Below are 14,216 nucleotides of genomic sequence, written 5' to 3'. Positions count from 1 at the left end.
GTCTGTCGGTGTTGTGTCGGACAGGCGCCTCGCCAGGGGCGCACGGCACGGATCGGACGCACGACCGGAGGACCCATGGACGCGAACAAGCTCACGACCAAGACGCAGGAAGCGCTCAGCGACGCCATCCAGCAGGCGTCCGCCGCCGGCAACCCCCAGCTGGAGCCGGTGCACCTGCTGAACGCCCTGCTCGCCCAGGAGGGCGTCGCCACGGCTCTGCTCGAGGCCGTCGGCGCGGACCGCACCGCTGTCGGGCGCCTCGTGCGCAGCGCGCTGGTCGCGCTGCCGTCCGCGAGCGGGTCGGCGGTCGCCCAGCCCGTGCCGTCCCGCGCGACGGGCGCGGTGCTGGACGCCGCCCGCACGGAGGCGCAGGCGCTGGGGGACGAGTACGTCTCGACCGAGCACCTGCTGCTCGGGCTGGCCGCCGGGACGGGCCCGGCCGCGGACGCCCTGCGCGGTGCGGGCGCGACCCGCGACGCGCTGCTCGGCGCGCTGCCGTCGGTGCGCGGGAACGCGCGCGTGACCAGCCCCAACCCCGAGGGGACCTACAAGGCGCTCGAGCAGTACGGCGTGGACCTGACCCTGGCCGCCCGGGACGGACGGCTCGACCCGGTGATCGGCCGTGACTCCGAGATCCGCCGGGTCGTGCAGGTGCTGTCCCGGCGCACCAAGAACAACCCCGTGCTGATCGGGGAGCCCGGTGTCGGCAAGACCGCCGTCGTCGAGGGCCTCGCCCAGCGGATGGTCGCCGGGGACGTCCCCGAGTCGCTGCGCGGCAAGCGGCTGATCTCGCTGGACCTGGGCTCGATGGTCGCCGGCGCGAAGTACCGCGGCGAGTTCGAGGAGCGCCTCAAGGCCGTGCTGGGGGAGATCAAGTCCTCCGAGGGCGAGGTCGTCACCTTCATCGACGAGCTGCACACCGTCGTGGGCGCCGGCGCAGCCGAAGGGTCGATGGACGCCGGCAACATGCTCAAGCCCATGCTCGCCCGCGGCGAGCTGCGCCTGGTGGGTGCGACCACGCTGGACGAGTACCGCGAGCGGATCGAGAAGGACGCCGCCCTGGAGCGACGGTTTCAGCAGGTCTACGTCGGCGAGCCCAGCGTGGAGGACACCGTCGCGATCCTGCGCGGCCTCGCCCCGCGCTACGAGGCGCACCACAAGGTGACGATCAGCGACGCCGCCCTGGTGGCCGCGGCGACCCTGTCGGACCGGTTCATCCCCGGCCGGCAGCTCCCCGACAAGGCGATCGACCTGGTCGACGAGGCCGCGTCCCGCCTGCGGATGGAGCTGGACTCGTCCCCGGTCGAGATCGACGTGCTGCAGCGCGCGGTCACGCGCCTGCAGATGGAGGAGTCGTACCTGTCCGAGGCGGACGACGACGCGTCCCGCGACCGGCTCGAGCGGCTGCGCGCCGACCTGGCCGACCGCCGCGAGGAGCTGGCCGCGCTGACGGCCCGCTGGGAGTCGGAGAAGGCGGGTCACAACCGGGTCGGGGACCTGCGGGCGCGGCTCGAGGAGCTGCAGATGGCCGCCGAGAAGGCGCTGCGCGAGGGTCGCTACGAGGACGCCGGCCGGATGCAGTACGGCGAGATCCCCGACGTGCAGCGTCAGCTGGAGGAGGCCGAGGCGGAGGAGCGGCGGATCGGGACGGACCTCGTCGGGCCCGCGCCCGAGCCGATGATCGCCGAGAAGGTGGGTCCGGACGAGATCGCCGAGGTGGTCTCGGCCTGGACCGGCATCCCGGCCGGGCGGCTGCTGGAGGGCGAGAGCGCCAAGCTGCTGCGCATGGAGGACGTGCTCGGCGAGCGGCTCATCGGCCAGTCGCCGGCGGTCCGTGCGGTGTCCGACGCGGTGCGCCGGTCCCGGGCCGGGGTCGCGGACCCCGACCGTCCGACCGGGTCGTTCCTGTTCCTCGGGCCGACCGGAGTCGGGAAGACCGAGCTCGCCAAGGCGCTCGCGGACTTCCTCTTCGACGACGAGCGGGCCATGGTGCGCATCGACATGTCCGAGTACTCCGAGAAGCACGCCGTCGCCCGCCTGGTCGGTGCGCCTCCGGGGTACGTCGGCTACGAGGAGGGCGGCCAGCTCACCGAGGCCGTCCGGCGCCGGCCGTACTCGGTGATCCTGCTCGACGAGGTGGAGAAGGCCCACCCGGAGGTCTTCGACATCCTCCTGCAGGTGCTCGACGACGGCCGGCTCACGGACGGGCAGGGCCGCACGGTCGACTTCCGCAACGTCATCCTCGTGCTGACGTCGAACCTGGGCTCCCAATTCCTCGTCGACCCGATGCTCGACGACGTCTCCAAGCGCGAGGCCGTCATGGCGTCGGTCCGGGCGGCGTTCAAGCCCGAGTTCCTCAACCGGCTCGACGACGTGGTGCTGTTCGACGCGCTCTCGCTCGCCGAGATCGGCCGCATCGTCGAGCTGCAGGTGCGGCGGATGAACGACCGGCTGGCCGACCGCCGGCTGTCCCTCGAGGTCACCCCGGCGGCCGCGGACTGGCTGGCGATCGAGGGCTTCGACCCGGCGTACGGTGCCCGCCCGCTGCGCCGGGTGGTCCAGCGCGAGATCGGCGACCGGCTGGCCCGGATGCTGCTGGCCGCCGAGGTCCACGACGGTCAGACGGTCCTGGTGGACCGGGCAGACACCCCCGACGGCGGGCTGGTGCTCACCGCCAAGTGAGCCGGCCCCAGCCGGCGAGGGGGCCGGCCCGGACGACCGGGCCGACCCCCTCGCCGCGACCCGGGTCCGGCGTGGACGCTCAGTGCAGCCGGACCACCACGCGGTCGGCGACCTCGCGACCGATGGCGTAGGCGTCGTCCATCGCGTCGCGGAAGTGCAGGCCGCCCCAGATCCGTGACTCCAGCGCGTCCCGCTCGAGGGCGCTGAGGGTCGGGTAGGTGCGCTCGGTGCCCAAGGCGCTGTTGCGCAGGGTCAGCGATGTGCCCTCGCCCAGCGTCTGCCGGAGGACCTCCATGGCGGGTGCGGTGAGGCAGCCGTGGCCGCTGGGGTAGTCGCTGTACGGCGGGTTCGGGAGGAGGGACGTCCACCCGGCCTGCGGCTCGGTGGCGGGGTTGCCGTCGCTCGCCGCGCCCGCGATCGCCTGGAAGGGACGCCAGAGGCCGACCTCGTGCTTCAGCCGCCAGCAGGTGATGAGCGAGTCGGTCATCGCGACGTGCATCGCGGCGAACAGACGCGCCGTCTGCGTCAGGCCGAGGGGACGGGCCTCGAGGTGACGCACGAGCGCGTCGCCGTACATGACCGCCGGGTTGATGTTGAAGAAGCGGGCCGTCGCGGTCTGGGCGTCCGTCCGGCCGGAGCCGGTGCTCGAACCGATGGCCTTGACCTCGGCGAAGTCGCGGGCGTACGCGCTGCTCGTCAGTGCGTCCGGGCCGTCCACCCGGACCGGGCGGGTGACGACGAGAGGACGCAGGTAGCCGAGCCAGGCGCCCAGCATGGGCACCGGGGGCTCGCCGGGCTCGTTCGGCGGGGCGGGGTTGGGGACCGGTTGCCAGACGCCGGGTGCGGGGTCGCGGTCGTAGACGATCGAGGCGTCGCCCAGCCCGTCCTCCGCCCGCTGGGCGATCAGCCGGTGGGCGACGCGGGCGCCGACGGCCTCACCGCGCTCCTGCGACCGCCCGTCCGGGACGCCCGCCAGCGTGACCTCCAGCCTGGCGTCGAGGGTGGCCGCGGCCGACGGCACGTAGTGCGTCAGCACGTCGTGCGCCGCGGTCGCCACGGCCGCCGCCTGGGAGACCCCACGGCGCTCGGCGGCCCGGGCGGCGTCGTACATTGCCAGCGAGGTGAAGCCGAGGAGCGGGACGTTGGTGGGGATCGGGGTGGTCGGCAGGGGGTAGACCGTCGCCGACGACGTGCGCTGCCAGTCGAGGACGACCTGCGACGACTCCGGTGACGTCGACCGGGCAGCCGGTCCGGCCTGGGTGGGAGCGGCGAGGCCCACGACCAGCAGCGCGGCGGTGGTCGTGGCCGCGAGGACCCGGGACAGGGACATGGGGACCTCCGGGGGAAGGAGCGGCTTTGTCCGACTCTCCGCGCCTCCAGCGCCCGTGACCATTCGCGTTCAGGCGAAAGTCGCCGCGTCGACCAGGTCCTCCTGAGCCCACACGTCGACGTCGGGCAGGTCGCGGCCCTCGACGGCGGCCACCGCAGCGAACCGGCTCGTGACACCGAGCTTGCGGAACGCGTGCTCGAGGTGCTTGCGCACCGTGCTGGGTGCCACGAAGAGGTCCGCGGCGATCTCCGCGTTCGAGCGGCCTGCTGCGACGCCGGCCAGGACGCGTCGCTCCTGGTTCGTGAGCGTCGGGAGGGGAGGCGAGAGGTGCGGCAGCGCGCGCTCGCGCACCAGGCGCCGCAGCGCGGGGGCGATCATCGCCAGCATCGCCAGGTCGGCGTCGCTGAACGCCGAGCCGGCCCGGCCCAGCCGGAGCTGCGTCTCGGAGTGGGCCGACCTCCGGATCGTGAGGGACAGCTCGTGGTCGGTGGGTGCGCGGGCGACCGGCGGCGTGGCGGCTGCCGGCGGTCCCGGCCGCCGACCGGGGCCGTGGGCGACCGTGCGACCGGCCCGCTCGGTGGCCACCGCGCCGATCGTGTCGCACGGCACGAGCTCGCGGACGAGGTCCAGCACGTCCCGGGGCAGGGGCTGCCCCGGGGCGGTCGCCGCCGCGAGCAGTCCGTGCAGGGCGCGCTGCTGACGTTCGCTGAGGGTGAGCGCGGGCATGACGTTCCCCGTCCGAGGCCGATCCCCTCGAGGTTAGACCGCCCTGACGTCCGGGGGAACGACGGGTCACCTCGGGCGCGGGCGGAGGAGCACCGGTGGATCTCACCCGCCCCGCTCTGGCCGCCGTGCGGGCCCGGGGATACGTTCGATCGGTGCCCCGCGAACCGGAGGACACGCTGGACCGCCCGGGCAGCGCTGCCCGAGCGGCACGCGAGCGCCTGGTCGCGGGGCGCTACCGGCTGGAGTCGGTGCTGGGCCGGGGTGGCATGGGCATCGTCTGGGCGGCTCGGGACCAGGTGCTGCCGCGCGACGTGGCGATCAAGGAGGTCCTGGCGCCGCTCGGGCTGGAGGACGCCGAGCGTGCGCTGCTGCGCGCGCGCACCCTGCGCGAGGCACGGTCGGCGGCACGCGTCTCGGCCGAGGGGGTCGTGGCCATCCTCGACGTCGTGGAGGAGGACGGTCGGCCGTGGCTGGTGATGGAGCGGCTGCCCTCCCGGACCCTGGAGGACGAGCTGAGCGAGCGGGGCGGGATCCCGCCGCGTGAGGTGGCCGAGATCGGGGCGTCGCTCGTGGCCGGGCTGGCCGCGGCGCACCGGGCCGGCATCCTGCACCGGGACGTCAAGCCGAGCAACATCATGTTCCGCGAGACGCCCCGCGGCCGGCGCGCCGTGCTGGGCGACTTCGGCATCGCCCACCTCGACGGCGACGCGACCCTCACCGCGACCGGGCAGATGATGGGGTCGCCGGCCTACATCGCGCCGGAGCGGGCGCGGGGGGAGCGGGCCACACCCGCGTCCGACCTGTGGTCGCTGGGCGTGACGCTGTGGGCCGCCGTCGAGGGATGGTCACCCTTCCAACGGGTCAACAGCCTCGCGAGCCTGACGGCCGTCATCACGGAGGAGCCGCCCCGGGCGGCGCACGCCGGACCGCTCGAGCCGCTGCTGGACGGCCTGCTCCGCAAGGACCCGGCCCGCAGGATCGACGCGACCACCGCCGGGCGGCTGCTGCGCGAAGCGCTCGCCGCCGAGGCGCCGCCGACCGCGAGCCCGGTTGTCCCGACCGCCGGCCCGGTCGTGCCTCCGGCGAGCCCGGTCGTGCCCACGGCGGGCCCGGTCGTCCCGACCGGCCCGGTCGTCTCCACGGGCCCGGTCCTCCCGACGGCGAGCCCGGCCCCGCCGACGCCGGCGTCCGTCCCGGCGTCCGTGCCCGTGCCGGTGCTCCTGCACGAGCCGAGCACGACGAGGCCGTTGCCGCGGCCGCCGACGGCGCCCGAGCGGACCCCGTCACCGGCCCTGGCGACTTCCGCGTCCATCGCACCGCTCGCCACCGGTGGCGCCGCTGCGGCGGTCGCCCCCGTACCCGCGCGCGCGACCGACGACGCCGACGTCCCCGACGCGCCGCCGTGGTGGACCCCCGGCCCGATCCGGGACGACGACGCCAGGTCACGGACCCGCCCGCGGCGTCGGCTGCTCGCCCTCGTGGCCTCCCTGGTCGCGGTCGGGCTCGTCGGCTTCGGCGCGACGCTGCTCCCGGGTCTGGGCGGGCCCGGCGACGACGTGGCCGGGACGCAGACCACGACGTCCGGCACGACGGTGGACGCGGGCGCGTCCGAGCCGGGTGCCGGGGCCGCCGACGACGCGGCCGACGACGCGGTGCAGGACGACGCAGCTCAGGACGGCGCGGCGGGGGACGACGCGGCGCAGGACGTCCCGGCCGCCGCGGACGACGCGCAGGGCGGGACGACGGCCGACGGCGCCGGGCAGGGCGCCACGGGGGGCGGCACGGACGGCACGGGGGCGGAGGCCGGCCAGGGAGCCGGGTCGGACGGTTCCCCCGCCGGGGGAGCCGTTCCCACGGGCGCGGGCGCCGCTGGTGCCGGCTCCGCCGGTGCGACCGCCCCCGTGGTCCCGGACGGCTTCCAGTGGCACGAGGACCCGACCGGCTTCGGGGTCGCGGTGCCGGCGGGCTGGACGGTGGAGCGGGAGGGCCCGCGGGTGTACCTGCACGACCCCGCGACGGCGGCGTACCTCCTCGTCGACCAGACCGACGAGCCGGCCCCGGACCCGGTCGAGGACTGGCGCCGGCAGGAGCCGGTGGTGGCCGACCGCCTGGCGGGCTACGCGCGGGTCGGCGAGATCGAGGCCGTCGACTTCCGCGGCTGGCGGGCCGCCGACTGGGAGTTCGTCTTCGGCCCCGGGCAGCGGACCCATGTGCTGAACCGCAACCTCGTCACCGCGCCCGACCAGGCCTACGCGCTGTACTGGTCGGTGCCGTCCTCCCGGTGGGACGCCATGCTGGGCGTCCACGAGCAGGTCGTGGCGAGCTTCCGGCCCCGGTCCTGACCCGGCGGCTCAGCCCCGGTCAGCCACGTCAGCCCAGGTCCGCGCTGCCGTCCAGCAGGGAACCGGTGAACGGTGCGTCCCGGTGGGCGACGCACAGCCCGGTCCGGTCGCCGTCCTCCCACGTGCCCGGGGTGGGCGCCCAGGTCACGGCGCCCAGGCCCGCCTCGAGCTCGCCAGTGCTCAGCTCGCACCCGGCGGCGACCAGCGCGTCCGCGTCGTCCTGGCCCGGCCAGATCGCGTCCGGGGCGAAGCGGAACTCGGAGACGACCTGCGCCGCGTGCGGCTCGTCGCACGGCACCACGGGCACCCGGCCGACGGCCTCGTCGGCGGGCAGGTCCGCCAGGCAGTGCCCGGTGACCAGCTGGGTGGCGTAGGCGTCCCGCGGGCCGTCCACGGCCAGCGACAGGGGCCGGTTCGCGAGGGCGGCCGAGACCAGGCCCACCACGACGACGACCTCGACGACCGTCCACACCACGCCGATCGCGATGCCGGCGAGCGCGAGCCCGCGTCCCTGCCGGACGCCGCGACGGATGCGGACCAGTGCGCCCAGGCCCAGCCCGATGCCGACCAGACCGAGGCCGACGACCGCGGTGACGAACGAGGCGACCGCCAGCCCGTCGGTCCGCGGTCGCGGCGCCGGCGCACCCCACCCGGGGGCGTAGTACGGCTCGTGCGGCACGGCCGCGGGCTGGTACGTCATGGGCCGAACCTAGCCCGGTACGCCGGGCGCCTCAGTCCGCCAGCTCCAGGACCACCGGGACGTGGTCGGACGGCGCTGTGCCCTTGCGCTCGTCGCGCTCGATGGAGACCGCCGTCGTCCGCGCGGCGACCGCCGGCGACACGTAGGCGAAGTCGATGCGCATCCCCTCGTTGCGCGGGAAGCGCAGCCGCTGGTAGTCCCAGTAGGTGTAGCGGCGGTCCTGCGGGACGTGCACGCGGGTGACCTCGGTGTAGCCGGCACCCTCGAACGCCGCGAAGGCGTCGCGCTCGGGCGGGGTGATGTGCGTCTGGTCGGCGAACACCGCCAGGTCCCACACGTCGGTGTCCCGCGGTGCCACGTTCCAGTCCCCGACGAGCGCCACCTGGGCGGTGGGGTCGCCGCCGGCGGGGCTGATCCAGCCCCGGGCCTGCTCGCGCAGCCGGTCGAGGAACCTGAGCTTGTACGCGTAGTGCGGGTGGCCGACGGTCCGCCCGTGCGGCACGTACAGGCTCCACACCCGCACGCCGCCGCACGTCGCGCCGATCGCCCGGGCCTCGAGCGCGGGGTCGTCGTCCCCGAACGTCGGCTGCGTGGGGAAGCCCCGCTCGACGTCGTCCAGCCCGACCCGCGACACGATCGCCACCCCGTTCCACTGGCTGAAGCCGAATGTGGCGACCCGGTAGCCGAGAGCCTCGAACGCCTCGCGCGGGAACTGCTCGTCCTTGCACTTGGTCTCCTGCAGGGCCAGGACGTCGACGCCGCTCCGCCCGAGGAAGGCGACCGCGCGGTCCACCCGGGAGCGGACGGAGTTGACGTTCCAGGTGGCCAGACGCATGCGCGCAGGCTAACCGCCGCGTCCGACGTGCCCCGACGCGATCCGGCGCAGCACGACGCAGCCCGACGCGCCCCGACTCGCCCCGACCTAGGGTGGCGCCATGGGTACCGCACTGATCACCGGGGCCACCGCGGGCCTCGGGCTGGAGTTCGCCTGGCAGCTCGCGACCGCGCGGCACGACGTGGTGCTCGTCGCCCGGGACGAGGAGCGCCTGGAGCGCCTGGCCTCGCAGCTGCGGGCCGCGGCCGGGGTTCGTGCCGAGGTGCTGCGCGCCGACCTGTCCGTGCGGGCGGACGTCGACCGCGTCGCCGAGCGGCTGCGGGCCACCGAGCGTCCCGTCGGCCTGCTGGTCAACAACGCCGGGATGGCGGTGCACCAGCCCTTCGTCGGTGGGGACCTCGAGCGCGAGGAGGCGGCGTTCGACGTCATGGTCCGTGCCGTCCTGGTGCTGTCGCACGCCGCGGTGGCGCAGATGGTCCCGCGCGGGCGTGGCGCCGTCCTCAACGTGGCCTCCGTGGCGGCGCTGACGGCGAGCGGCACGTACTCGGCGCACAAGGCGTGGGTCCGGACCTTCACCGAGGGCCTCGCGGTCGAGCTGCGCGGCACCGGGGTCACCGCGACGGCGCTGTGCCCGGGGCTGGTGCACACCGAGTTCCACGACCGCGCGGAGCTCGACATGAGCGGGCTGCCGGAGGTCGTGTGGCTGCACGCCGACGACGTGGTCGCCGCCGCGCTCGCGGACGTGCGCCGCGGCGCCGTCGTGTCCACGCCGAGCGTGCGGTACCGGGTGGCGTCCGCGTTCCTGCGGACCGCGCCGCGCCCGCTGGTGCGGGTGGCCGGCTCGCCCCGCCGGATCGCCGCCGCCGGCCGGCGGCGCGCCGCCCGCTAGCCTCGTCCGGGTGACCGACACCTCCGCCCTGTCCCCGACCCCCCGTGAGCAGCTGCGCGACCTGATCCGCGAGCTCGCCGTCGTGCGGGGGCGGGTCACCCTGTCCTCCGGGGCGCAGGCCGACTACTACGTCGACCTGCGTCGGGTCACGCTGCACCACCGGGCGGCGCCGCTGGTCGGGCACGTGCTGCTCGACCACCTCGAGGAGCTCGGGTTCGGCACCGCCGAGGTCGACGCCGTCGGCGGGCTCACGCTCGGGGCGGACCCGGTCGCGACCGCGCTGCTGCACGCCGCCGCGTCACGCGGGCAGGACCTCGACGCGTTCGTCGTCCGCAAGGAGGCCAAGGCCCACGGCATGCAGCGCCGCGTGGAGGGCCCGGACATCGCCGGTCGGCGCGTGGTGGTCCTGGAGGACACCAGCACGACCGGCTCCTCGCCGATCGCGGCCGTGGAGGCGGCCCGGGAGGCCGGCGCGGAGGTGGTCGCCGTCGCGGTGATCGTCGACCGCGCGACCGGCGCCGCCGAGCGCATCAGCGCCCTCGGCGTCCCGTACCACTACCTGTTCGACCTGGCGGACCTCGGCCTGTAGACCCGGCGGGTCCGCGGGTCGGCGGCTAGACCCGGCCGACGAGGTCCGCGACCGAGTCGACGACGTGCGCCGGGCGGAACGGGAACCGGTCCACGTCGCCGGCCCGGGTGGACCCCGTCAGCACGAGGTACGTCGTCAGCCCGGCCTCGATCCCGGCGACGATGTCGGTGTCCATCCGGTCACCGACCATCGCGGTGTGCTCGGAGTGCGCGTCGATCCGGTTCAGCGCGGACCTGAACATCATCGGGTTCGGCTTGCCGACGAAGTACGGCTCACGCCCGGTCGCCCGGGTGATGAGCGCGGCGACCGCGCCGGTGGCCGGCAGGTCGCCCTCCTTGCTGGGCCCGGTCGCGTCCGGGTTGGTGGCGATGAACCGCGCGCCGCCCTGGATGAGGCGGATGGCCTTGGTGATCGCCTCGAACGAGTAGGTCCGGGTCTCGCCCAGCACGACGTAGTCCGGGTCCGTGTCCGTCAGCGTGTAGCCGGCCTCGTAGAGCGCGGTGGTGAGACCGGCCTCCCCGATCACGTAGGCGCTGCCGTGCGGGACCTGGTCGGCGAGGAACTTCGCCGTCGCGAGCGCGGAGGTCCAGATCGCCTCCTCGGGCACCTCCAGGCCGCTGGCGGCGAGCCGGGCCCGCAGGTCGCGCGGGGTGAAGATCGAGTTGTTCGTCAGGATGAGGAACGGCCGGCCCCGGTCGCGCAGCGCCGTGAGGAACTCGGCGGCGCCCGGGATCGCGTACCCCTCGTGGACGAGCACGCCGTCCATGTCGGACAGCCAGCTGTGGATCTCCCGGGGCTCGGCGGCCGGGCTCATCCCTCGACGTCCTCGCGCTGGACGCGGGCGCGCTCGTGCGCCTCGTCGTAGTCGGTCCGGCGCCGGTTGCTGCGGGCCCGCAGCAGCTCGATCGCGACCGGGACCAGGGACAGCCCGACGATGAGGATCAGGATCGCCTCGATGTTGGTGCGCACGAACTCGATCTGACCCAGGAAGAACCCCAGGACCGTGACGCCCACCCCCCACAGCAGCGCCCCGATGACGTTGTAGCTGACGAAGGTCCGGTACCGCATGGCGCCGACGCCGGCGACGACGGGCGCGTAGGTCCGCACGAACGGGATGAAGCGGGCGACGATGATCGTCCGGCCGCCGTACCGGTCGAAGTAGGCGTGCGTGTCGTCGATGTACTTCTGCTTGAAGAACCGCGAGTCCGGCCGGTTGAACAGCCGCGGGCCCGCCTTGCGGCCGATCAGGTAGGCCAGCTGGTCGCCGAGGAACGCCGCGGCGAAGAGCGCCAGGCACAGCGCCCACAGCGGGACCTGGATCTCGTCCTGCGCCACCAGCATCCCGGCGGTGAACAGCAGCGAGTCCCCGGGCAGGAACGGGAACAGCAGCCCGGTCTCGACGAAGACCACCAGGACGATGCCCAGCAGGGCGAAGCCGCCGAAGCGGCCGATGAGGTACTCCGCGTCCAGGAAGTCGGGCCCGAGGGTCGCCAGCGGGCCGGCCATGGGCAGGGAGGCCGCGAGCGCAGTCGTGTCGATCACGCGCCCCAGGGTACGGGGGTGGCTGCGCGGCGCCTGTGGCAGGCGTGTGCGGGACCCGTGCGCAGAGCCCTGACCGGAGCCGCGTGGCACGGCGCACGACGACGGCGCGGCGGCCGCGTGCGGCAGGATCGGGCGTCGTGCACGCACCCGAGGACGAGCCGGTCGAGCCGCCGGGCCCGCGTCGACCGGTGGACGCGGACGCCGAGGTCGGCGTCGGCCCCTGGCCGGGGGGCCCGTCGGCGTGGCCCGACGACCCGCGCCTGGACCCCGAGCTGCTGGCCGCGGGGGACCGGCGCAACGTCGTGGACCGGTACCGGTACTGGACGGTGGAGGCGGTCGTCGCCGACCTGGACACCCGCCGGCACCCGTTCCACGTCGCGGTGGAGAACTGGGCGCACGACCTGAACATCGGGTCGGTGGTGCGCACGGCGAACGCGTTCGCTGCCGCTGAGGTGCACGTGGTGGGCCGGCGGCGCTGGAACCGGCGCGGGGCCATGGTCACCGACCGCTACCAGCACCTGCGCCACCACCCCCGGGTCGAGGACCTCCTCGCGTGGGCGGACTCGGCGGGGCTGCCGGTGCTCGGCGTCGACAACCTGCCCGGCTCCGTCCCCCTGGAGGGCTACCCGCTGCCCCGGGCGTGCGTGCTGCTGTTCGGCCAGGAGAGCGTGGGCCTGTCCGACGCCGCCCGGGCCGGGGCGCGCGACGTCCTGCACATCGCGCAGTTCGGGTCGACGCGGTCCATCAACGCCGGTGCCGCCGCCGCGATCGCGATGCACGCCTGGATCGGGCAGCACGCCGGGCCGCCGCCCTCGGACTGACCGGCACCCGGCACGCACCGGACCCGTCGACGACCGGCACCCGGCACGCACCGGACCCGCCGGCGACCGGCCCGGCGCCCCCGGCCCGCGCGGCGTGCGGTGTGCGGGACGTGCCAGACTTCCGAGGAAAGCCCCACCACTACTCACGTGCAGGAGATCGTCGATGGCCATCGCCACTCCCGAGGTCTACAACGAGATGATCGACCGGGCGAAGGCGGGCCGGTTCGCCTACCCGGCCGTCAACGTCACGTCGTCGCAGACCATCACCGCCGCCCTCCAGGGCTTCGCCGAGGCGGAGTCGGACGGCATCCTCCAGGTCTCCGTCGGGGGCGCCGAGTACGCGTCCGGGTCGACGGTCAAGGACCGCGTCTCCGGCTCGCTCGCGCTCGCCGCGTACGCCACCGAGGCCGCCAAGGGCTACGGGATCACCGTCGCCCTGCACACCGACCACTGCACGAAGAAGAACCTGGACTCCTGGGTCCGCCCGCTGCTCGCGCTCGAGGCCGAGGCGGTCAAGAACGGGCAGAACCCGCTCTTCCAGTCGCACATGTTCGACGGCTCGGACATCCCGCTGGACGAGAACCTCGTCATCGCCGAGGAGCTCCTCGAGCTGTCGGTCGCGGCCCGCACGATCCTCGAGATCGAGGTCGGGGTCGTCGGCGGCGAGGAGGACGGCCACGAGGCCGCCATCAACGACAAGCTGTACACGACCGCCGAGGACGGCCTGGCCACGGTCAAGGCGCTCGGCTCCGGTGAGAAGGGCCGGTACCTGACCGCCCTGACGTTCGGCAACGTGCACGGCGTCTACAAGCCCGGCGCGGTCAAGCTGCGCCCGTCGATCCTCGCCGACATCCAGAAGGCCGTCGGCGAGCAGATCGGCAAGGAGAACCCGTTCGACCTGGTGTTCCACGGCGGCTCCGGCTCCACCGAGGCGGAGATCTCCGAGGCGGTCGACAACGGCGTCATCAAGATGAACATCGACACCGACACCCAGTACGCGTTCACGCGCCCGGTGGTCGGCCACATGTTCACGAACTACGACGGCGTGCTGAAGATCGACGGCGAGGTCGGCAACAAGAAGGCCTACGACCCGCGCGCCTGGGGCAAGCTCGCCGAGGCCGGCATGGCCCAGCGCATCGTCGAGGCGTGCCAGCGCCTGCGGTCGGCGGGGCACAAGCTCGGCTGACCTGCCACGCACGAGGAAGGCCCCCACGGTCGCCGTGGGGGCCTTCGTCATGCCGGGGGTGCCGGTCAGGCCGTGGCGGGTCCGTCCGGGGTCGCCGGGTCGAAGCCGGGGTCGCCGTCGACGACGTCGAGCAGCTCGCCGATCCGGGTCACCTCGAGCAGGAACCGGACGGTCGGCGGGACCCGGATCAGCCGCACCCGGGACGGGCTGCGGGTGGAGAGCCGGGCCAGGAATGCGACGCCGGACGAGTCCATGAAGGTCACGTGGTGCGCGTCGACCTCGATCGGCAGGCCGGCACGCTCGGCCTCGGCCGTGGCCTCCTGCAGGTCGGCGCCGAGATCGGCGTCCACCTCGCCGGACAGCACGATCCGGGTCCGCTCGGCACCGAGGATGACGTGCACCGACCCGGGCTCCGCTGCCGTGGGGACCTGCCCGTTCGCGGTGCCGGACGACGAGGCTCCCGCCGTGGGGTCGGCGTCCGTCGGGCTGTTACCGTCTCGCACAATGCTCCTTCTGGGCGGGGCCGACCGCGTGCCGCGGCTCACGCGGACGCGTTCGCTCGTGGATCTCATCG

The 14,216-nt window shown here is 74.7% G+C and carries 13 protein-coding genes; 6 read left to right on the top strand and 7 right to left on the bottom strand.

Annotated elements, in window-relative coordinates:
• The first annotated feature begins 75 nt into the window (after positions 1-75).
• Positions 76-2,682: an ATP-dependent chaperone ClpB gene (clpB, locus tag CAE01nite_RS00135; RefSeq protein WP_146898363.1), complete on the top strand. Its 2,607-nt coding sequence runs from the start codon at positions 76-78 to the stop codon at positions 2,680-2,682.
• Between the two features lie 79 nt (positions 2,683-2,761).
• Here the strand turns inward: clpB and CAE01nite_RS00130 are convergent, their stop codons facing one another.
• Positions 2,762-4,012: a vanadium-dependent haloperoxidase gene (locus tag CAE01nite_RS00130; protein WP_146898361.1), complete on the bottom strand. Its 1,251-nt coding sequence runs from the start codon at positions 4,010-4,012 to the stop codon at positions 2,762-2,764.
• 69 nt (positions 4,013-4,081) lie between these two features.
• Entirely contained in the window at positions 4,082-4,738 is a 657-nt protein-coding gene (locus CAE01nite_RS00125) for a helix-turn-helix transcriptional regulator (RefSeq protein ID WP_146898360.1), read from the bottom strand.
• A gap of 152 nt (positions 4,739-4,890) precedes the next feature.
• Between CAE01nite_RS00125 and CAE01nite_RS00120 the strand changes: the two genes are divergently transcribed.
• Positions 4,891-7,080 carry a serine/threonine-protein kinase gene (locus tag CAE01nite_RS00120; RefSeq protein WP_146898358.1) on the top strand — a complete coding sequence of 730 codons (2,190 nt, stop codon included), beginning with the start codon at positions 4,891-4,893 and terminating at the stop codon, positions 7,078-7,080.
• A gap of 28 nt (positions 7,081-7,108) precedes the next feature.
• Here CAE01nite_RS00120 and CAE01nite_RS00115 read toward each other — a convergent pair whose 3' ends face one another.
• Both CAE01nite_RS00115 and CAE01nite_RS00110 read right to left on the bottom strand, forming a co-directional pair.
• The gene (locus tag CAE01nite_RS00115) at positions 7,109-7,780 is read right to left on the bottom strand and encodes a DUF4190 domain-containing protein (protein ID WP_146898356.1); all 672 of its coding nucleotides are present in this window, start codon (positions 7,778-7,780) and stop codon (positions 7,109-7,111) included.
• 31 nt (positions 7,781-7,811) lie between these two features.
• Positions 7,812-8,615 (bottom strand): exodeoxyribonuclease III, encoded by an 804-nt coding sequence (locus CAE01nite_RS00110; protein WP_146898354.1) that lies wholly within the window; start codon positions 8,613-8,615, stop codon positions 7,812-7,814.
• Positions 8,616-8,715: 100 nt separating this feature from the next.
• Between CAE01nite_RS00110 and CAE01nite_RS00105 the strand changes: the two genes are divergently transcribed.
• The gene (locus tag CAE01nite_RS00105; protein WP_146898353.1) at positions 8,716-9,504 is read left to right on the top strand and encodes an SDR family NAD(P)-dependent oxidoreductase; all 789 of its coding nucleotides are present in this window, start codon (positions 8,716-8,718) and stop codon (positions 9,502-9,504) included.
• A gap of 10 nt (positions 9,505-9,514) precedes the next feature.
• Positions 9,515-10,093 carry an orotate phosphoribosyltransferase gene (pyrE, locus tag CAE01nite_RS00100; RefSeq protein ID WP_146898351.1) on the top strand — a complete coding sequence of 193 codons (579 nt, stop codon included), beginning with the start codon at positions 9,515-9,517 and terminating at the stop codon, positions 10,091-10,093.
• A gap of 25 nt (positions 10,094-10,118) precedes the next feature.
• Here pyrE and CAE01nite_RS00095 read toward each other — a convergent pair whose 3' ends face one another.
• Positions 10,119-10,907: an HAD-IIA family hydrolase gene (locus CAE01nite_RS00095; RefSeq protein ID WP_146898349.1), complete on the bottom strand. Its 789-nt coding sequence runs from the start codon at positions 10,905-10,907 to the stop codon at positions 10,119-10,121.
• On the bottom strand, positions 10,904-11,635 hold the full coding sequence (locus CAE01nite_RS00090) for a VTT domain-containing protein (protein WP_307724961.1): 732 nt from the start codon (positions 11,633-11,635) through the stop codon (positions 10,904-10,906). Before CAE01nite_RS00090 ends, CAE01nite_RS00095 begins: the two co-directional genes overlap by 4 nt.
• Positions 11,636-11,772: 137 nt before the next feature.
• Here CAE01nite_RS00090 and CAE01nite_RS00085 point away from each other — a divergent pair, with 137 nt between their 5' ends.
• On the top strand, positions 11,773-12,456 hold the full coding sequence (locus CAE01nite_RS00085; protein ID WP_371862875.1) for a TrmH family RNA methyltransferase: 684 nt from the start codon (positions 11,773-11,775) through the stop codon (positions 12,454-12,456).
• Positions 12,457-12,619: 163 nt separating this feature from the next.
• Positions 12,620-13,642 carry a class II fructose-bisphosphate aldolase gene (gene fbaA / locus CAE01nite_RS00080; RefSeq protein WP_146898347.1) on the top strand — a complete coding sequence of 341 codons (1,023 nt, stop codon included), beginning with the start codon at positions 12,620-12,622 and terminating at the stop codon, positions 13,640-13,642.
• A 65-nt stretch (positions 13,643-13,707) separates the two neighbouring features.
• Here the strand turns inward: fbaA and CAE01nite_RS00075 are convergent, their stop codons facing one another.
• Positions 13,708-14,145, bottom strand: a complete 438-nt coding sequence (locus tag CAE01nite_RS00075) for an STAS domain-containing protein (RefSeq protein ID WP_371862874.1) — start codon at positions 14,143-14,145, stop codon at positions 13,708-13,710.
• Positions 14,146-14,216 lie beyond the last annotated feature (71 nt).

Origin of the sequence: Cellulomonas aerilata (assembly GCF_007991755.1) — a bacterium.
Taxonomy (GTDB): Bacteria; Actinomycetota; Actinomycetes; order Actinomycetales; family Cellulomonadaceae; genus Pengzhenrongella; species Pengzhenrongella aerilata.
The sequence above is the reverse complement of the archived record's forward strand: the minus strand, read 5'-3'. Positions and strand labels throughout refer to the sequence as shown.